This window comes from Amycolatopsis methanolica 239 (genome assembly GCF_000739085.1).
GTDB classification, from domain to species: domain Bacteria; phylum Actinomycetota; class Actinomycetes; order Mycobacteriales; family Pseudonocardiaceae; genus Amycolatopsis_E; species Amycolatopsis_E methanolica.
On sequence record NZ_CP009110.1, the window covers coordinates 2,228,998 to 2,245,369 of the forward strand.

Here is a 16,372-nt window from a genome sequence, read left to right on the forward strand (position 1 = left end):
ATGAACCTGGAGCGGATCACCCCGAGGCGCACCCGCGTCGGCCTCGTCGCAGGCGGGCTCGGGGCGTATTGGCCACAGTTCCCGGAGCTGCTGCCGCAACTCCAGGCCTCCGCCCGGCGGGTGGCCGAGCGACTGTCCGGAATGGACTGCGAGGTGGTGGACGCCGGGTTCGTCTCGGACGAGCGGGAGGGCACGGCCGCCGCGGAGAAGCTGCGGGTCGCCGACTGCGACCTGATCATCGGCTTCCTCACCACCTACCTCACGTCCAGCATGCTCGCGCCGGTCGCGCAGCGCAGCGGCGCGCCGGTGCTGCTGCTCAACCTGCAGCCCACCGAGGCGATGGACCACGCGAACTTCGACACGGGCGCCTGGCTCGCATACTGCGGCGCGTGCCCGTTGCCGGAGATGGCCAACGCCTTCCGCCGCGTCGGCGTCGAGTTCCGGTCGGTGTCCGGGTACCTGGAGGACGAGCGGGCCTGGACCCGCATCGAGCGCTGGATCAAGGCCGCCGGGGTGCGCGCCGCGTTCCGGCACGGGCGGCACGGCCTGCTCGGCCACCTCTACCCGGGCATGATGGACGTCTCGACCGATCCGACGCTGGTGACCGCGCAGCTCGGCGGGCACGTGGAGATCCTGGAGATCGACGACCTGCGGGTGCGGGTCGAGAAGGTCACCGACGACGAGACCGCCGCCCGGATGGATCTCGCGCGGAAGGTGTTCGACCTGGACGACTCGGTCGTCGAGGAGGACTTCGCGTGGGGCGCCCGCGTCTCGGTGGCGCTGGACCGGCTGGTCGAGGACTTCTCCCTGGACACGCTGGCCTACTACCACCGCGGCCTGGACGGCGAGACCCACGAGCGGGTCGGCGCCGGGTTCATCCTCGGCGCGTCGCTGCTCACCGCGCGTGGCATCCCGGCGGCGGGGGAGTTCGAGCTGCGCAACTCGCTGGCCATGCTGGTGATGGACCGGCTCGGCGCGGGCGGCTCGTTCACCGAGCTGCAGGCGCTGAACTTCCGGGACAACGTGGTCGAAATGGGCCACGACGGGCCTGCGCACCTGGCGATCAGCGCGCGGCGGCCGTTGCTGCGCGGGCTCGGCGTCTACCACGGCAAGCGCGGCTGGGGCGTGTCCGTCGAGTTCGACGTCAAGCACGGCCCGGTCACGCTGCTCGGCCTCGGCCAGGAACGTGACGGGCGGTTCACGCTCGTCGCGTCCGAGGGCGAGGTCGTGCCCGGCCCGCTGCTGGAGATCGGCAACACCACGTCCCGGGTGGACTTCGGCGGCAACCCGGGCGAGTGGACCGACGCGTGGTCGGCCGCCGGCGTCAACCACCACTGGGCGCTGGGCACCGGGCACCGCGTCGCGGAGCTGGAGGCGGTGGCCGACCTGCTCGGTCTCGAACTGCGCGTGGTGCGGGTGTGATGCGACTGGCGGCGGTCGACCTGGGCGCCTCCAGCGGGCGCGTCATGGCCGGGACGGTGGGGCCCGGTGTGCTGTCGGTGGCGGAGGTGCACCGGTTCCCCAACGGCGGTGTCCGGGTCGCCCACGCGGGTGGATCGACCCTGCACTGGGACATCCTCGGCCTCTACCGCGAGCTGCTGACCGGGGTGCAGGCGGCGCACAAGGCCGGTGCGCTGGACGGTCTCGGCATAGACTCCTGGGCCGTGGACTACGGGTTGCTCGACGCCTCCGGGGCGCTGCTGGGCAACCCGGTCAACTACCGCGACGCGCGCACCGAAGGCGTGGCCGAGCGGGTCCTGGAGTCCGTGCCGGCGCGGGAGCTGTTCGACGTCACCGGGCTGCAGCAGCTGCCGTTCAACACGCTCTACCAGCTGCTGGCCGAGCGTGACCTGAGCGCGGCCGAGACCATGCTGCTGATCCCGGACCTGCTCAACTATTGGCTGACCGGGGTGCGCGGAGCCGAGCGCACCAACGCCTCCACCACGCAGCTCTACGACGTGCGGTCGCGGGAGTGGGCGGTGGAGCTGGCTACGCGCGTCGGCATCCCGCCGCGGTTGCTGCCCCCGTTGCGGGATCCGGGCACGGTGGTCGGCACGCTGCTGCCGGACCTGGCCGCCGAGCTGGCGCTGCCGGAGCTGCCGGTGGTCGCGGTCGGCTCGCACGACACGGCCTCCGCCGTGGTGGGGGTGCCCGCCGAGCCGGGCACGAACTCCGCCTACATCTCCTCGGGCACCTGGTCGCTGGTCGGCCTGGAGCTCGACGAGCCGGAGCTGGGCGACGCCGCGCTGGCAGCCAACTTCACGAACGAGGGCGGCGTCGACGGCACGATCCGGTTCCTGCGCAACGTGATGGGCCTGTGGGTGCTGTCCGAGTCGCTGCGCACGTGGGAGGCGCGGGGCACGCCGGTCGCGTTGCCGTCGGTGCTGGCGCAGGCCGCGGAGGTGCCGGCGTTGTCGGCCGTCGTGGACATCGACGCGCCGGTGTTCCTGCCGCCGGGCGACATGCCGTCCCGGATCCGGCGGGCTTGTGCCGAGACCGGCCAGCGGGTCCCGGCGACGCCGGGAGAGATCGTCCGGTGCGTGCTGGACAGCCTCGCGCTGGCCTATCGTCGGACCGTGCGCCAGGCATCGGAGCTGACCGGACGGCCGGTCGACGTCGTCCACGTGGTCGGTGGCGGGGTCCGCAACGAACTGCTGTGCCAGCTCACCGCGGACGCCTGCGGCGTGCCGGTGCTGGCTGGGCCGGTCGAGGCCGCGGCACTGGGCAACGTGCTCGTGCAGGCCCGCGCGCTGGGCGCGGGCCTGCCGGACCTGGCCGCGATGCGGGCGCTGATCCGGGACACGCACGAGCTGCGCCGCTACGAACCGTCCGGCCGTGAGGCCGACTGGGCGCGGGCGGCCGCGCGGATCGATCCGAAGGTGGTGGCATGAAGGTCGCCGTGCAGGTCACCTGCATCAACGACGCGATGTTCCCGGACACCGGCAAGGCGGTGTTCACGCTGCTGCGGCGGCTCGGCGTGGAGGCGGACTTCCCGGCCGCGCAGACGTGCTGCGCGCAGCCGATGGTCAACACCGGCTACCTCGACGAGGCCGTGCCGGTGGTGCGCAACTTCGTGGACGCGTTCGCCGGGTACGACGCGATCGTGACCCCGTCCGGTTCGTGCGCGGGATCGGTGCGGCACCAGCACTCGATCGTCGCCCGGCGCAGCGGGGACGACCGGCTGGCCGCGACCGTCGCCGAGACCTCGCCGAAGGTGTACGAGCTGACCGAGTTCCTGGTCGACGTGCTCGGTGTTACGGACGTCGGTGCGTACTTCCCGCACCGCGTCACCTACCACCCGACCTGCCACTCATTGCGGATGCTCGGGGTCGGCGACCGGCCGCTGCGGCTGCTGCGCGAGGTGCGCGGGCTGGACTTGGTGGAGCTGCCCGCCGCGGACGAGTGCTGCGGCTTCGGCGGCACGTTCGCGGTGAAGAACGCGGAGACCTCGACCGCAATGGGCGCGGACAAGGCGCGGCACGTGCTGGACACCGGCGCCGAGGTGCTGGTGGCCGGGGACAACTCGTGCCTGCTGCACATCGGCGGGCTGCTGTCGCGGCAGCGCACCGGGGTGCGTGTGATGCATCTGGCCGAAGTGCTCGCGGGGACGGAGAGCTCATGAGCGCCACTTTCGTTGGTATGCCTGCCTTTCCGGCGGCGGCGCGGGAGGCGTTGTCGGACACGCAACTGCGGCGCAACCTGGCGCACGCGACCGGCACCATCCGCGCCAAGCGCGCCGCGGTCGTCGGCGAGGTCGACGAGTGGGAGGAGCTGCGCCTGGCCGGTGCGGCGATCAAGGACAACACGCTGCGCCACCTCGACGAGCACCTGCTGCGGCTGGAGGAGTCCCTGACCGACCGGGGCGCGACCGTGCACTGGGCGCGGGATGCCGCCGAGGCGTGCGAAATCGTCGCGTCGATCGCGAAGCAGCACGCCGTCGACGAGGTCGTCAAGGTCAAGTCGATGGCGACGCAGGAGATCGGGCTCAACGAGGCGCTCGCCGCGCAGGGCATCACCGCGTGGGAGACCGACCTGGCCGAGCTGATCGTGCAGCTCGGCGACGACCTGCCCTCGCACATCCTGGTGCCCGCGATCCACCGCAACCGCGCGGAGATCCGGGAGATCTTCCGCGACAAGATGGCCGCCGCGGGACGCCCGGCGCCCGACGACCTGTCCGACCGGCCGGCGGAGCTGGCGGGCGCGGCGCGGCTGCACCTGCGGGAGAAGTTCCTACGGGCGCGCATGGCGGTGTCCGGGGCGAACTTCGCGGTCGCCGAGACCGGGACGCTGGTCGTGGTCGAGTCCGAGGGCAACGGGCGGATGTGCCTGACGCTGCCCGAGGTGGTGGTGTCGGTGGTGGGCATCGAGAAGATCGTGCCCACCTGGTCCGATCTGGACGTGTTCCTGCAGCTGCTGCCCCGCTCCAGCACGGGGGAGCGGATGAACCCGTACACCTCGACGTGGTCGGGCGCGACCGAGGGCCAGGAGGCGCACGTAGTGCTGCTGGACAACGGCCGCACCCGCGCGCTGGCCGACGAAGTGGGGCGGCAGGCGCTGCGCTGCATCCGGTGCTCGGCCTGCCTGAACGTGTGCCCGGTGTACGAGCGCACCGGCGGGCACGCATACGGCTCGGTGTACCCGGGTCCGATCGGGGCGATCCTGAACCCGCTGCTGCGCGGCACCGGCGTCGACGACCAGGTGGACTCGCTGCCGTACGCGTCCAGCCTGTGCGGCGCGTGCTTCGAGGCGTGCCCGGTGCGGATCGACATCCCGGAGGTGCTGGTGCACCTGCGGTCCAAAGTGGTCGATGCGCACCGGTCGGCGCCGAAGGCCGAGGCGGTGGCGATGAAGTCGGCGTCCTGGGTGCTGGCGGACTCGAAGCGCCTGGGCCTGGCCGAGCGCGGCCTGGGTCTCGCGGGCCGGTTGCTCGGGCGGTTCGGGCGCAAGGTGATGCCCGGCGGGCGGCGCGCGCTGGGCCGGTTGCCGTGGCCGGGTTCGTTGTGGAGCAACGCGCGGGACGTGCCGGCGCCGCCGGTGGAGTCGTTCCGCGCGTGGTGGCGCCGGGAGGGACGGCGATGAGCGCGCGCGAGGAGATCCTCGGCCGGGTGCGTTCCGCGCTGGCCGCGACGGACCCGTCGGAGGCCCCGGTGCCGCGCGGCTACCGTTCGGTGGTGCCGGCGGGTGATGTGGTGGAGCTGTTCGCCGAGCGGCTGGTCGACTACCGGGCCGAGCTGACCCGGTGCACGGCGGACACCCTCCCCGCGGCGCTCGCCGACGCGCTGGGCACCGCCGAGTCCGTCCTGGTGCCGGACGGTTTCCCCTGGGAGGTGCCGGGTGGCGTCCCGGACACCGGGCAGTCCGCGGCGGAGCTGGACCGGCTGGACGCGGTGGTGACCCTGGCGGCGCTGGCGATCGCGACGACGGGCACGATAGTGCTGGACCACGGGCGGGGGCAGGGGCGCCGGGTGGTGAGCCTGGTGCCGGACCGGCACGTGTGCGTGCTGCGGACGGACCAGATCGTGCCCGGCGTGCCCCAGGCCGTGGCGGCGCTGTCCCCGGACCGGCCGCAGACGTGGATCAGCGGCCCCAGCGCGACGAGCGACATCGAGCTGAACCGGGTCGAGGGCGTGCACGGGCCGCGCACGCTGCACGTGCTGCTGGTGTCGTCGTGACGAGCGCGCAGCGCCCGGACACCTTGCCACAGGCTGACCTGGAGCTGCTGGAACTGCTCGCGGACGGCCTCCCGCTGGACGCCATCGCCCGGCGCCTGGACCTGTCGGAGCGCACGGCGCGGCGGCGGTTGCGGGCGATCTGCGACCGGCTCGGCTTCGCCGCACCGATCCAGGCCGTGGTATGGGCCGCCCGGCGCGGCCTCCTCTGACCCCGCCCGCACCCCACCCGCAGAACTCGCACGCCTGATGCGTGGGACTCGCGCGAGCCTCCGCGAGTCCCACGTTCGCGGCCGTGAGTCCTGCGTTCGCAGACGTGAGTTCTGCGGCGTACGCCCCCCGCGCGGGCGTTCCGGCGGCGATCGGGTTGACCGGAATCGGACACCGATCTTGTTCCGGACGTGAAGTCCCGTAACGTTCCCTCGGGTTTGAAACGATTCACCATCGAATCAAGCACCCCTACCTGGACGGCGCGGTCGCGGACTTCCGGCTGTACGGCCGGGAGGTGCCCGCCGCCGACGTCCGGGAGGTGGCCACGGGCAGCTGACGCGACGTCCGGAAACCGCCGGCCTGGTCGTTCCCTCCGGTTCGACGGAATCGATCGGGTGAAGGCCTGCGGCTCCGGCCCGGCGCCCATACCATCGCTGCATGCGTCTCGATCTGAGCGGGAAGACGGCCCTGGTCACCGGTTCCACGCAGGGCATCGGCGCGGCGATCGCGCTCGGGCTGGCGCGGGCGGGCGCCCGGGTCGCCGTGAACGGCCGCGGCGCGGACAAGGTGACGAAGGCGATCGAGCAGCTGACCGCCGAGGTGCCCGACGCCCAGGTGGTGCCGGTGGTCGCCGACCTCGCGAGCGAGCAGGGCGCCCGTGACGCGGTGGACCAGCTGCCGCGCGCCGACATCCTGGTCAACAACCTGGGCATCTTCGACTCGGCCGATCCGCTGGAGATCAGCGACGACGAGTGGCGCCGGTACTTCGAGGTGAACGTGCTCGCCGCGGTGCGGCTCACCCGCGCCTACCTGCCCGGCATGACCGAGCGGGGCTGGGGCCGCGTCCAGTACATCGCGAGCGACTCGGCGATCGTCATCCCCGCCGAGATGATCCACTATGGCATGTCGAAAACGGCGCTGCTGGGCGTTTCCCGTGGGTTCGCGAAGGCCGCCGCGGGCACCGGGGTGACCGTGAACGCGGTCATCGCCGGGCCGACGCACACCGGCGGCGTGCGGGACTTCGTGTACCAGCTCGTCGACCGGAACCTGCCGTGGGACGAGGCGCAGAAGGAGTTCATGCGTAAGCACCGGCCGCAGTCGTTGCTGCAGCGTCTGATCGAGCCGGAGGAGATCGCGAACATGGTGGTCTACCTCAGCTCGCCGCAGGCCTCGGCGACGACCGGGGCGGCGGTGCGCGTGGACGGCGGATACGTGGATTCGATCGTGCCCTGACCGCCCCTGGGAGGCGTCGTGACCAAGCGCATCGTGATCGTCGGGGGCGGTTTCGCCGGCTTTTCGGCGGCCCATGCACTGCTCAAGACCCTCCCGCCGGATTCCGGCACGGAGATCGTGCTGGTCAACCGCACCGACTACTTCCTGTACCTGCCGTTGCTGCCCGAGGTGGCGGCCGCGGTGATCGACCCGCGGCGTGTCACCGTGTCGCTGCCCGCCGCGCTGCCCGGGATCCGGCTCGCGCTCGGCGAGGTGACGGCGCTGGCGCTGGAGGACCGCAAGCTGACGTACGTGGACCCGGAGGGCACGTCGCGCGGGCTCGACTACGACCGCCTGATCATCGCGGTCGGCAGCGTCAACAAGCTGCTGCCGATTCCGGGCATCGCCGAGCACGCGCACGGGTTCCGCAGCGTGTCGGAGGCGTTGTTCCTGCGTGATCACGTGATCCGGCAGGTCGAGCTGGCGGCGGACGCGGACGACCCGGCGGAGCGGGACGCGCACTGCACGTTCGTTGTGGTCGGCGCCGGCTACACCGGGACCGAGGTGGCCGCGCAGGGGCCGCTGTTCACCAGCGCCATCGCGCGGCACCACCGCGAGCTGGACGGGCAGCGGATGCGGTGGCTGCTGCTGGACCTGGCGCCGAAGGTGCTGCCCGAGCTGGACCGCAGGCTGTCCCGCGCGGCGGACCGCGTGCTGCGGCGGCGGGGCGTGGAGATCATGACGGAGACGTCGGTGAAGGAGGCGACGACCGACGGCGTGCTGTTGACGACCGGGGATTTCGTGCCGACCCGGACGCTCGCGTGGTGCGTCGGCGTGCGCCCCGACCCGCTCGTGGAGGCCGCGGGTGTGGCGACGCAGCGTGGGCGGCTCTGCGTCGAGCCCACACTGGTCGTGCCCGGGCACCCGGAGGTGTTCGCCTGCGGGGACGCCGCGGCCGTCCCGGACCTGACCCGGCCGGGCGAGGTGACGGCGATGACGGCCCAGCACGCCACGCGGCAGGGCACGCTGGCCGGGCTCAACGTGGCGGCGAGCCTGGGGTACGGCGAGGTGCGCCGGTACAAGCACCACGACCTCGGTTTCGTGGTCGACCTGGGCGGCGCGCAGGCGGCCGCCAACCCGTTGCACATCCCGCTGTCGGGCCTGCCGGCGAAGGCGGTGACCCGCGGCTACCACCTGCTGGCGATGCCGGGGAACCGCATCAGGACCGCGGTGGACTGGACCCTCGACGCGGCGATCGGCCGCCAGACGGTGCAGCTGGGGCTGGTCCGCTCGGACGAGGTACCACTGGAGACGTCGAGCGTGCGCTGACGGTCCGGTTTGGACCTCGCGGAGATCCGGTCCCGCCGACTGGCGCGGACACTGGCAAACCGGGCCATCGGAGTGCTGGTGAAAACCTGCCACAAATTCCGAGGGAATCTGAATTCGTTGTAACGGTGGCGGGGGAAAGCGCGATCTGCGAGCCAGAACGGGACCGAGAAAGGCACGGCATGGAGATCGCGGAGCGCGCCCAGGCGCTGGCACTCAAGATTCGGAAGCACAAGGCGGGCATCGAAACAGAGGAAGCCACTAAGAACGCGTTCGTGATGCCGTTCATCAGCACCGTTCTCGGATACGACGTCTTCAACCCGGCCGAGGTGATCCCCGAATTCACCGCGGATGTCGGCACCAAGAAGGGTGAGAAGATCGACTACGCCATCGTGCACGATGGTCAGGTCCAGGTGCTCATCGAGGTCAAGAAGATCAATGATCCCTTGCGCATCGAGCACGCATCGCAGCTCTTCCGGTATTTCGCGGTCACGAACGCGCGCATCGCGATCCTGACGAACGGTGAGGTCTACGAGTTCTACACCGACCTCGACGCGCCCAACCGCATGGACTCCAAGCCCTTCCTGGTGCTGAACTTCTCGGACGTCGACGAGACTCTCCTGCCGGAACTCGCCAAGCTGGCGAAGGATTCCTTCAACCTGGAGTCGGTCATCAGCGCCGCCGGTGAACTGAAGTACATCGGCCAGTTGAAGCGCGTGTTGGCGGCTCAGTTCAAGCAGCCGGAGGACGAATGGGTGCGGTTCCTGACCACCCGGGTCTACGACGGCTCCTTCACCCAGCGGGTCCGCGACCAGTTCGTGCCCTTGGTCGACAAGGCCATGCGGCAGTTCCTCAACGAGCAGGTCAACGACAGGTTGAAGAACGCGCTGGGTGGCCCGGACGCGTACGTCAGCGTGTCGGCGGACGCGCCCGACCTCTCGGCCGCCCAGCCCGCTCCGGCTGCGCCTGCCGGTGAAGCGCCGCGGGATGTGACGACGACGGAGGAGGAGCTGGACGGTTACCGGATCGTCCGTGCGGTCGTCTGCAGCGAAGTTCCGGCTGCACGTGTCGTGGGACGTGACACGAAGACGTACTTCGGCGTCCTGCTCGACGACAACAACCGGAAGCCCATCGCGCGGCTCTGGTTCAACCGCAGCCAGAAGTACCTCGGCGTGTTCGACGAGAACAAGGTCGAGACACGCATCCCCATCCAATCGACCGAGGACATCTACCAGCACGCTGACCACTTGCGGACGGCCGTGCGCCGGCATCTGGGTCGCGCTGCGGCGGCTGTGGAACCGAACGCCGGCGCCAGTCCGGTTCCCCTGCAAGCCTGAGTGACAGCTCGCCCGGCCCGCTGGGCGGAGTCGGCGAGCTGCTCCCTTCACGCACGCAGTCGCCCGGACGCACCGGTGCGCGTGCACGTCCACGCCCTCGAACCCCCGCGCCCTTGACTTCCGCGCCACGCGGGACCAAGCTGTCCGTCAGACGGACACTGGTCCGAAAGTGAAGAGGTGCGGTGATGGACCTCGGTCTGGCGCTGCTGCGGCTCCTGCTCGCCGCGTTGCTGTTCGGCCACAGCACGCAGAAACTGCTGGGCTGGTTCCACGGCGCCGGCCGCACTGGCACCGCCCAGGTTTTCGAACAGTGGGGCTTCGTTCCGGGGCTCAGGCTCGTCGTCGTCGCGGGGGTGGCTGAGCTCGCCGGCGCCGCGAGCCTCGCGCTGGGGCTGCTCACCCCCGGCGGCTCGGCGGTGATCATCGGCACGATGGCCGTCGCCGCGGTTGCCACCGCTCCCAACGGCTTCTGGGCGCAGCGGGGCGGCTGCGAGGTGCCCTTCTGCTACGGCGCGCTCGCCCTCGTGCTCGCGTTCACCGGGCCCGGCGCCTGGTCCGTGGACCACGCCCTGAACCTGACCTTCGGCCCGTGGTGGGGCCTCGGCGCGCTCGCGCTCGGGCTGCTCGCCGCCGCCGTCCCCCTCACTGCCCGCGCCCGCGTGCTGCGCGCACGGGCCACGACCACCACGAGGTGACCCATGACCGGCCCCATCCTGTTCCGCGACGCCACGATCCTGTCCATGGACCCGGCGATCGGCGACCTCGACGGCGGCGACCTCCTCGTCCGCGGCGACCGCATCGAGCAGGTCGGCCGGAACCTCGACACGCCACCGGATGCCACAGTCGTCGACGCACGAGGCGGCATCCTCATGCCCGGCATGGTCGACACCCACCGGCACATGTGGCAGACCGCCCTGCGCGGCCTCGGCGCCGACTGGACCCTGTCCCAGTACTTCGTCTTCTACTACCTGAACTGGGGCAAGATCTTCCGCCCCGAGGACATCCACGCCGGCAACCTGCTGTCCGCGATCGAGGCCCTCGACGCCGGCGTCACCACCACCGTGGACTGGTCCCACGGCCTGCAGACCCCCGAGCACGGCGACGCCGCCGTCGAGGCCCTGCGCGCGGTGCCCGGCCGCTTCGTCCTGGCCTACGGCAACCTCCTCGGCGCTCCCTGGGAATGGGCCAACTCCCAGGAGTTCCGCGCGTTCGTCGACCGGCACTTCACTTCGCGCGACGACATGCTCGGCCTGCAGCTGGCCTTCGACGTCACCGGCGACGCGGCGTTCCCCGAGAAGGGCGCCTTCGAGGCCGCCCGCGAACTGGACCTGCGCGTCACCACGCACGCCGGCGTGTGGGGCGCCACCGGCGACGACGGCATCCGGCTCATGTGGGACAACGGTTTCTGCACGCCCGGCGTCACCTACGTGCACGCGGCGACCCTGAGTGAGGACTCCTACCAGCGCATCGCCGCCTCCGGCGGCACCGCGTCGGTCTCCACGGAGAGCGAGCAGAGCGCCGGCCAGGGCTACCCGCCCACCTGGCAGCTGCGCAGGCACGGCATCCCGGTCTCCCTGTCGATGGACACCAGCGTGTGGTGGAGCGGCGACCTGTTCTCCGCCATGCGCGCGACGCTGTCCGCGGACCGGTCGCGCGAGCACCTCGAAGCCCACGCGGCGGGCGAGACCGTGGTGCACAACAAGCTGCGCGCCCGCGACGTCGTCGAGTGGGCCACCATCGGCGGCGCACGCGCCCTTGGCCTGGACGACCGGATCGGCTCGCTCACCCCGGGCAAGAAGGCCGACGTCGTGCTCATCAAGAACGACCGCTCGCCGGTGATGTTCCCGGTCCTGCACCGGTACGGGCATGTCGTCTACCAGGCCGGCCGCGGCGACGTGCACACCGTGCTGGTCAACGGGGCTGTGGTAAAACGCGACCACCAGCTCGTCGTGCCGGGCCTGGACCGGGCCAGGGCCGCGGTCGAGGCGACCGTGTCCTACGCGCGGTCCACGATGGGCGAGGAGGCCTGGCAGCAGGCCCGCGAGCCGGAGATCCCGGCGACCGAGGTGATCCCCAACCCCTACACCTACACCGACTACACGGGCGACGGAGTCGCCGTGCAGCACGCGGACGCATGACGGACATGAGTCCGAAGAACGGCCCGCTGTCGGGTGTCCTGATCGCGGACTTCTCCCGGATCCTGGCGGGCCCGTACGCCACGATGCTGCTCGCCGACCTGGGCGCCGACGTGGTCAAGGTGGAAGGCCCGGCCGGGGACGACACGCGCTCGTGGATGCCGCCGGTGCGCGACGGGGTGTCGACTTATTACCTGGGCATCAACCGGGGCAAGCGCTCCATCGCGCTCGACCTCCGCGACGAGGCCGACGCCGGCGTGGCGCGGGAGCTGGCGCGGCGGGCGGACGTGCTGATCGAGAACTTCAAGCCGGGCGGGCTGGGCAAGTACGCCCTGGACTTCGAGGCCGTGCGGGAGGGCAACCCGGGCATCGTCTACGCCTCGATCAGTGGCTTCGGCTCCGGCGCGGGCCGGGACGTGCCGGGCTACGACCTGATGGTGCAGGCGATCTCCGGACTGATGTCGCTCACCGGCGATCCGGACGGGCCGCCGTACCGCGCCGGTATCTCGGTGTTCGACGTGATGGCGGGCAACCACGCGGTGATCGGGATCCTGGCCGCGTTGCGGCACCGGGAGGCGACCGGGCAGGGGCAGCACGTCGAGGTGAACCTGTTGTCCTCGGCGCTGACCGGGCTGGTCAACCACAGTTCCGCGTACGTGGCGGGCGGCACCGTGCCGTACCGGATGGGAAACGCGCATCCGAGCGTGTTCCCGTACGAGCCGCTGCCGACGGCCGACAACGACCTGATCGTCGCGGCGGGCAACGACGCGCAGTTCGTCAAGCTGTGCCAGGTGCTCGGGATTACGGAGGTCGCGGAGGACCCGCGGTTCGCCCGCAACGCCGACCGGACCGAGAACCGCGAGGAGTTGCGGCCGATCCTAGTAGACCGGCTCAAGCGCCGTGGCGCGGTCGAGTGGTTCGACCTGCTGGTGGCCGCCGGGGTGCCGTGCGGGCCGATCAACACCATCGACGGCGGGTTCGCGATGGCCGAACGGTTCGAGCTGGATCCGGTCGTGACGGTCGGCGGCATCCCGACGACACGGCATCCGATCCGGTTCTCGGCGACCCCGGTGTCCTACCGGCTGCCGCCGCCGGAGCTGGACGAGCACGGCGCGGAGATCCGCAAGTGGCTGGAGGAGGAAAGTGCCTGAGTACCCGACAGCACTGGGTGCGTCGTCGCTGGAGAAGATCACCCTGCTCGGCCAGGACCTGGCGCGCGACGTGATGGGCGAGGTCGGCTTCGGCGAGCTGGCGTTCTGGCTGGCCACCCAGCGGCGGCCGGGCAAGGGCGAGACGCGGGTGTTCGAGGCCGTGCTCGCCGCGCTGGCCGACCACGGGTTCACCCCGACCGCGATCGTCACGAGGCTCACGTACCTGTCGGCGCCCGATTCGATCCAGGGCGCGCTGGCCGCCGGACTGCTCGGCGGTGGTTCCCGGTTTCTCGGCGTGACCGAGGACTGCGGCCGGTTCCTGCACCACGCACTGTCCACAAAGGATCGTCCGGTCGACGACGAGCTGGCGCTGGAGATCGTGCGGGCCGAGCGCGCGGCGGGCCGGTTCATCCCGGGGCTCGGTCACCACGTGCACAAGAACGGCGATCCCCGCACCCCGCGGCTGTTCGAGATCGCCCGCGAGGAGGGCAAGTTCGGGCCGCACCTCGCGTTGTTCGAGGCCATCGGCCGCGTGCACCCGCAGGTGCTGGGGAAGACGTTGCCGCTCAACGGAGCCGGCGCCTGCGGTGCGGCGCTGGCCGATCTCGGGTTGCCGCTGGAACTGCTGCGCGGGTTCGCGCTGCTGGCCCGCGCCGCAGGGCTGATCGGGCAACTCGCCGAGGAACTGCGCACCCCCGTCGCGAACGAGATCTTCCTGTCCGTCGACCTCGACAACCGGCCCGTCCCACCGGCAGGAGACAGCCATGGCTGAACTGGTCGCGGTGATCGCGTCCACGCACCACCCGTTCTACTACCGGGCCAGCACCGCCACCGGCGCGGACCGCCCGGACTTCGCGGACGAGTGGGTCCGCAAGGTCGAGGCGTTCCGCGAGACCCTGACCCGGGCCCGCCCGGACGTGCTCGTGATGGTCGGCTCGGACCACTTCCATCAGCTGTGGCTGGACAACATGCCGCAGTTCCTGGTCGGCAAGGCGCCCTTCTACGACGCGAACTTCTACAACGAGGAACGCGAGTTCGGCTTGCCGCGGATGCTGCTGAAGGGCCAGGAGTACCTGTCCGCGTACGTGCTGCGGGAAGGCCTCGACGCCGGTTTCGACCTCGCGTTCTCCAACGAACTGCGCATTGACCACTCGATCACGTGCCCGATCATCACGCTGCGCCCGGAGAACGACCTGCCTATCGTCCCTATCTACACCAACATCTTCGCGCCGCCGCTGCCGCAGCCGAAGCGGTTCGTCCAACTGGGACGGACGATCCGGCAGCTGATCGAGTCGTGGCCGTCGGACCAGCGGGTCGCCGTCATCGGCACCGGGCACCTCTCGCTCGAACTCGGCGGTCCGCGCCAGTTCGGGCCGCACGGGCCGGATCCGGAGTTCGACCGCAAGGCCGTCGACTGGATCGCCAACGGGGACATCGAGAAGTGCCTGGGCGAGGTCACGCTGGAGAGCCTGCACCTGCCCGGCAACGCGACGCACGGGTTCATGGATTTCATGCTGATGATGGGTGTGGCGGGGGAGGGGCAGCGGGTCGACTACGTGGACACCTACGACCTGTTCCACACGATGGAGGCCTACTTCACCTGGTACCCGGGAGGTCCGCGGTGAGCAAGTACCTGCTGGACAAGTTCCTGTTCACCGTCGACCGCGACCCGGGGCTGGTCGAGCGCTACCGCGAGGACCCGGCCGGGACGGTCGCGTGGTGGGAGGAGACGCAGGCGAACCGGATCCTGAACTGCGTGGGCGCCGAATCCTCGACGTGGCTGGCGTTCGAGGAGGAGGAGCGCGCGGCGTTGGCCGCGCACGACTACGTGAAGCTCTTCGAGCTGGGCGCGCACCCGTTCCTGACGCTGACCCTGTTCATCGGGATGTTCGAGCGGGACCACGGGCCGCTGGAGTTCCAGAGGGAATACGCGCGGCGGCTGGCGCATTTCTCGTTGCCATACCCGGACATCGCGACGTAGGCTGACGGCGTGATCACCGGAACGGCCTCGCGCCACACACGGGAAGGCGATCCGGTGACGGCCTGATCGGCTCGCGTGGACCGCCGGGAGCTTCCGCTTCCGCGCCGTCCGCCCAACCGATCGAAAGGACTTCCTTGACCGTCACCTTCAACCACACCATCATCGCCGCCAAGGACCGCCACGAGTCGGCCCGCTTCTTCCGCGAACTGCTGGAAGTCCCCGAAGCCCCGTCGTGGGGGCCGTTCGTCAACGTCATGCTCGACGGGGGTGCGCTGCTGCAGTTCGCCGAACCGCCGGTCGAGATCCAGATGCGGCACTACGCCTTCCTCGTCGACGACGAGCTGTTCGACCGCGCCTACGCGCGGCTCGTGGAGCGGGGGATCGAGCACTGGGCGGATCCGCAGACGACCAGGCCCGGGGAGATCAACCACGAGCACGGCGGGCGCGGTGTCTACTTCAAGGACCCCGCCGGGCACGCGATCGAGGTGATCACCCGACCCTACCTGTAGTCAGGACACCGTCTTGATGGGGCGGGCGTGCCAGGCGTCCCAGTCGGAGCCGATCGCGCCCGCGGTCTTCAGCAGCAGCGGCAGGTGGTGGCCGATGAGCGTGTCCATCGTCGTCTCGGCGGCGTGGGCGTTGACGTTGACCGCGGCCACCACCCGGCCGTCCCCGTCCCGGATGGGGGCCGCCACCGAGCGGATGCCCAGCGCCAGCTGCTGATCGGTGGCCGCCCAGCCCCTCGTGCGCACGTCGCGCAGCAGGGCGTCGATCTCGTCGCGCCCCGGCTGCCAGCGGGGTTCGACGCCGGAGCGGCTCGGCTCGGCCAGCACCCGGTCCAGCTCCTCCGGCGTCAGCGCGGCGAGCAGGACCTTGCCCAGCGAGGTCTGCACGGCCGGGAACCGCGTGCCGATGGTGACGGCCAGCGCGACCAGCTTCGGCACCGCCACGCGCGCCACGTACACGATGTCCGACCCGTCGAGCTGCGCGATCGAGCACGACTCGTTCGTCCGCGCGACCAGGTCCTCCAGGTGCGGGCGGGCCAGGTCCCACAGGTTCGCCGAACCGATGTAAGCCATGCCGAGGTCGAGCACACGCGGGGTGAGCGAGAAGCCGCGCTCGCCACCGCGCACGTAACCGAGCTGTTCGAGGGTGATGAGGATGCGCCGCGCGGTGGGGCGGGCCAGCCCGGTCGCCGTGGCGACCTCGGACAACGTCATCACCGGATGGCCGGGCCGGAAGGCGCACAGGACGTCCAGGCCGCGGGCCAGGGCCTCGATGAAGTCCGGATTGCCGTCTCGACGCATACCAGCAGGTTAGCCGCCACGGCCGTGCGTCGCGGACAATGGCG

Annotated in this window: 17 protein-coding genes; 16 read left to right on the forward strand and 1 reads right to left on the reverse strand. The window is 71.1% G+C overall.

Features of this window, described 5'->3' with window-relative positions; genetic code table 11:
* The 16 genes from AMETH_RS10685 (at position 1) to AMETH_RS10760 (ending at position 15,530) form a co-directional block, all read left to right on the forward strand.
* Positions 1–1,422 carry an L-fucose/L-arabinose isomerase family protein gene (locus AMETH_RS10685; RefSeq protein ID WP_017981446.1) on the forward strand — a complete coding sequence of 474 codons (1,422 nt, stop codon included), beginning with the start codon at positions 1–3 and terminating at the stop codon, positions 1,420–1,422.
* Entirely contained in the window at positions 1,422–2,891 is a 1,470-nt protein-coding gene (locus tag AMETH_RS10690; protein WP_017981447.1) for a rhamnulokinase, read from the forward strand. The genes AMETH_RS10685 and AMETH_RS10690 overlap by 1 nt, the downstream gene beginning before the upstream one ends.
* Positions 2,888–3,622, forward strand: a complete 735-nt coding sequence (locus AMETH_RS10695; protein WP_017981448.1) for a (Fe-S)-binding protein — start codon at positions 2,888–2,890, stop codon at positions 3,620–3,622. The genes AMETH_RS10690 and AMETH_RS10695 overlap by 4 nt, the downstream gene beginning before the upstream one ends.
* The gene (locus tag AMETH_RS10700; protein ID WP_026153001.1) at positions 3,619–5,079 is read left to right on the forward strand and encodes a lactate utilization protein B; all 1,461 of its coding nucleotides are present in this window, start codon (positions 3,619–3,621) and stop codon (positions 5,077–5,079) included. Before AMETH_RS10695 ends, AMETH_RS10700 begins: the two co-directional genes overlap by 4 nt.
* Complete coding sequence (locus AMETH_RS10705) at positions 5,076–5,672, forward strand: LutC/YkgG family protein (RefSeq protein ID WP_026153002.1); 597 nt, start codon at positions 5,076–5,078, stop codon at positions 5,670–5,672. Before AMETH_RS10700 ends, AMETH_RS10705 begins: the two co-directional genes overlap by 4 nt.
* Entirely contained in the window at positions 5,669–5,881 is a 213-nt protein-coding gene (locus tag AMETH_RS10710; RefSeq protein WP_017981451.1) for a helix-turn-helix domain-containing protein, read from the forward strand. The genes AMETH_RS10705 and AMETH_RS10710 overlap by 4 nt, the downstream gene beginning before the upstream one ends.
* A 436-nt stretch (positions 5,882–6,317) precedes the next feature.
* The gene (locus AMETH_RS10715) at positions 6,318–7,112 is read left to right on the forward strand and encodes an SDR family NAD(P)-dependent oxidoreductase (RefSeq protein WP_017981452.1); all 795 of its coding nucleotides are present in this window, start codon (positions 6,318–6,320) and stop codon (positions 7,110–7,112) included.
* A gap of 18 nt (positions 7,113–7,130) precedes the next feature.
* A complete protein-coding gene (locus AMETH_RS10720) occupies positions 7,131–8,420 on the forward strand; it encodes an NAD(P)/FAD-dependent oxidoreductase (RefSeq protein ID WP_017981453.1) in 1,290 nt (429 codons plus the stop codon).
* Positions 8,421–8,599: 179 nt separating this feature from the next.
* Complete coding sequence (locus tag AMETH_RS10725; protein ID WP_017981454.1) at positions 8,600–9,754, forward strand: type I restriction endonuclease; 1,155 nt, start codon at positions 8,600–8,602, stop codon at positions 9,752–9,754.
* Positions 9,755–9,939: 185 nt separating this feature from the next.
* Positions 9,940–10,449, forward strand: coding sequence for a DoxX family protein (locus AMETH_RS10730; RefSeq protein ID WP_017981455.1), 510 nt, complete (start codon positions 9,940–9,942; stop codon positions 10,447–10,449).
* 3 nt (positions 10,450–10,452) lie between these two features.
* Positions 10,453–11,892 carry an amidohydrolase family protein gene (locus tag AMETH_RS10735; protein ID WP_017981456.1) on the forward strand — a complete coding sequence of 480 codons (1,440 nt, stop codon included), beginning with the start codon at positions 10,453–10,455 and terminating at the stop codon, positions 11,890–11,892.
* 5 nt (positions 11,893–11,897) lie between these two features.
* Positions 11,898–13,040 (forward strand): CaiB/BaiF CoA transferase family protein, encoded by a 1,143-nt coding sequence (locus AMETH_RS10740; RefSeq protein ID WP_038532928.1) that lies wholly within the window; start codon positions 11,898–11,900, stop codon positions 13,038–13,040.
* Positions 13,033–13,812 (forward strand): citryl-CoA lyase, encoded by a 780-nt coding sequence (locus AMETH_RS10745; protein ID WP_017981458.1) that lies wholly within the window; start codon positions 13,033–13,035, stop codon positions 13,810–13,812. Before AMETH_RS10740 ends, AMETH_RS10745 begins: the two co-directional genes overlap by 8 nt.
* Positions 13,805–14,665: a DODA-type extradiol aromatic ring-opening family dioxygenase gene (locus AMETH_RS10750; RefSeq protein ID WP_017981459.1), complete on the forward strand. Its 861-nt coding sequence runs from the start codon at positions 13,805–13,807 to the stop codon at positions 14,663–14,665. Before AMETH_RS10745 ends, AMETH_RS10750 begins: the two co-directional genes overlap by 8 nt.
* Complete coding sequence (locus AMETH_RS10755; RefSeq protein ID WP_017981460.1) at positions 14,662–15,021, forward strand: hypothetical protein; 360 nt, start codon at positions 14,662–14,664, stop codon at positions 15,019–15,021. The genes AMETH_RS10750 and AMETH_RS10755 overlap by 4 nt, the downstream gene beginning before the upstream one ends.
* Before the next feature lie 134 nt (positions 15,022–15,155).
* A complete protein-coding gene (locus AMETH_RS10760; protein ID WP_017981461.1) occupies positions 15,156–15,530 on the forward strand; it encodes a VOC family protein in 375 nt (124 codons plus the stop codon).
* Here the strand turns inward: AMETH_RS10760 and AMETH_RS10765 are convergent, their stop codons facing one another.
* Entirely contained in the window at positions 15,531–16,328 is a 798-nt protein-coding gene (locus AMETH_RS10765; RefSeq protein WP_017981462.1) for an IclR family transcriptional regulator domain-containing protein, read from the reverse strand.
* Positions 16,329–16,372 lie beyond the last annotated feature (44 nt).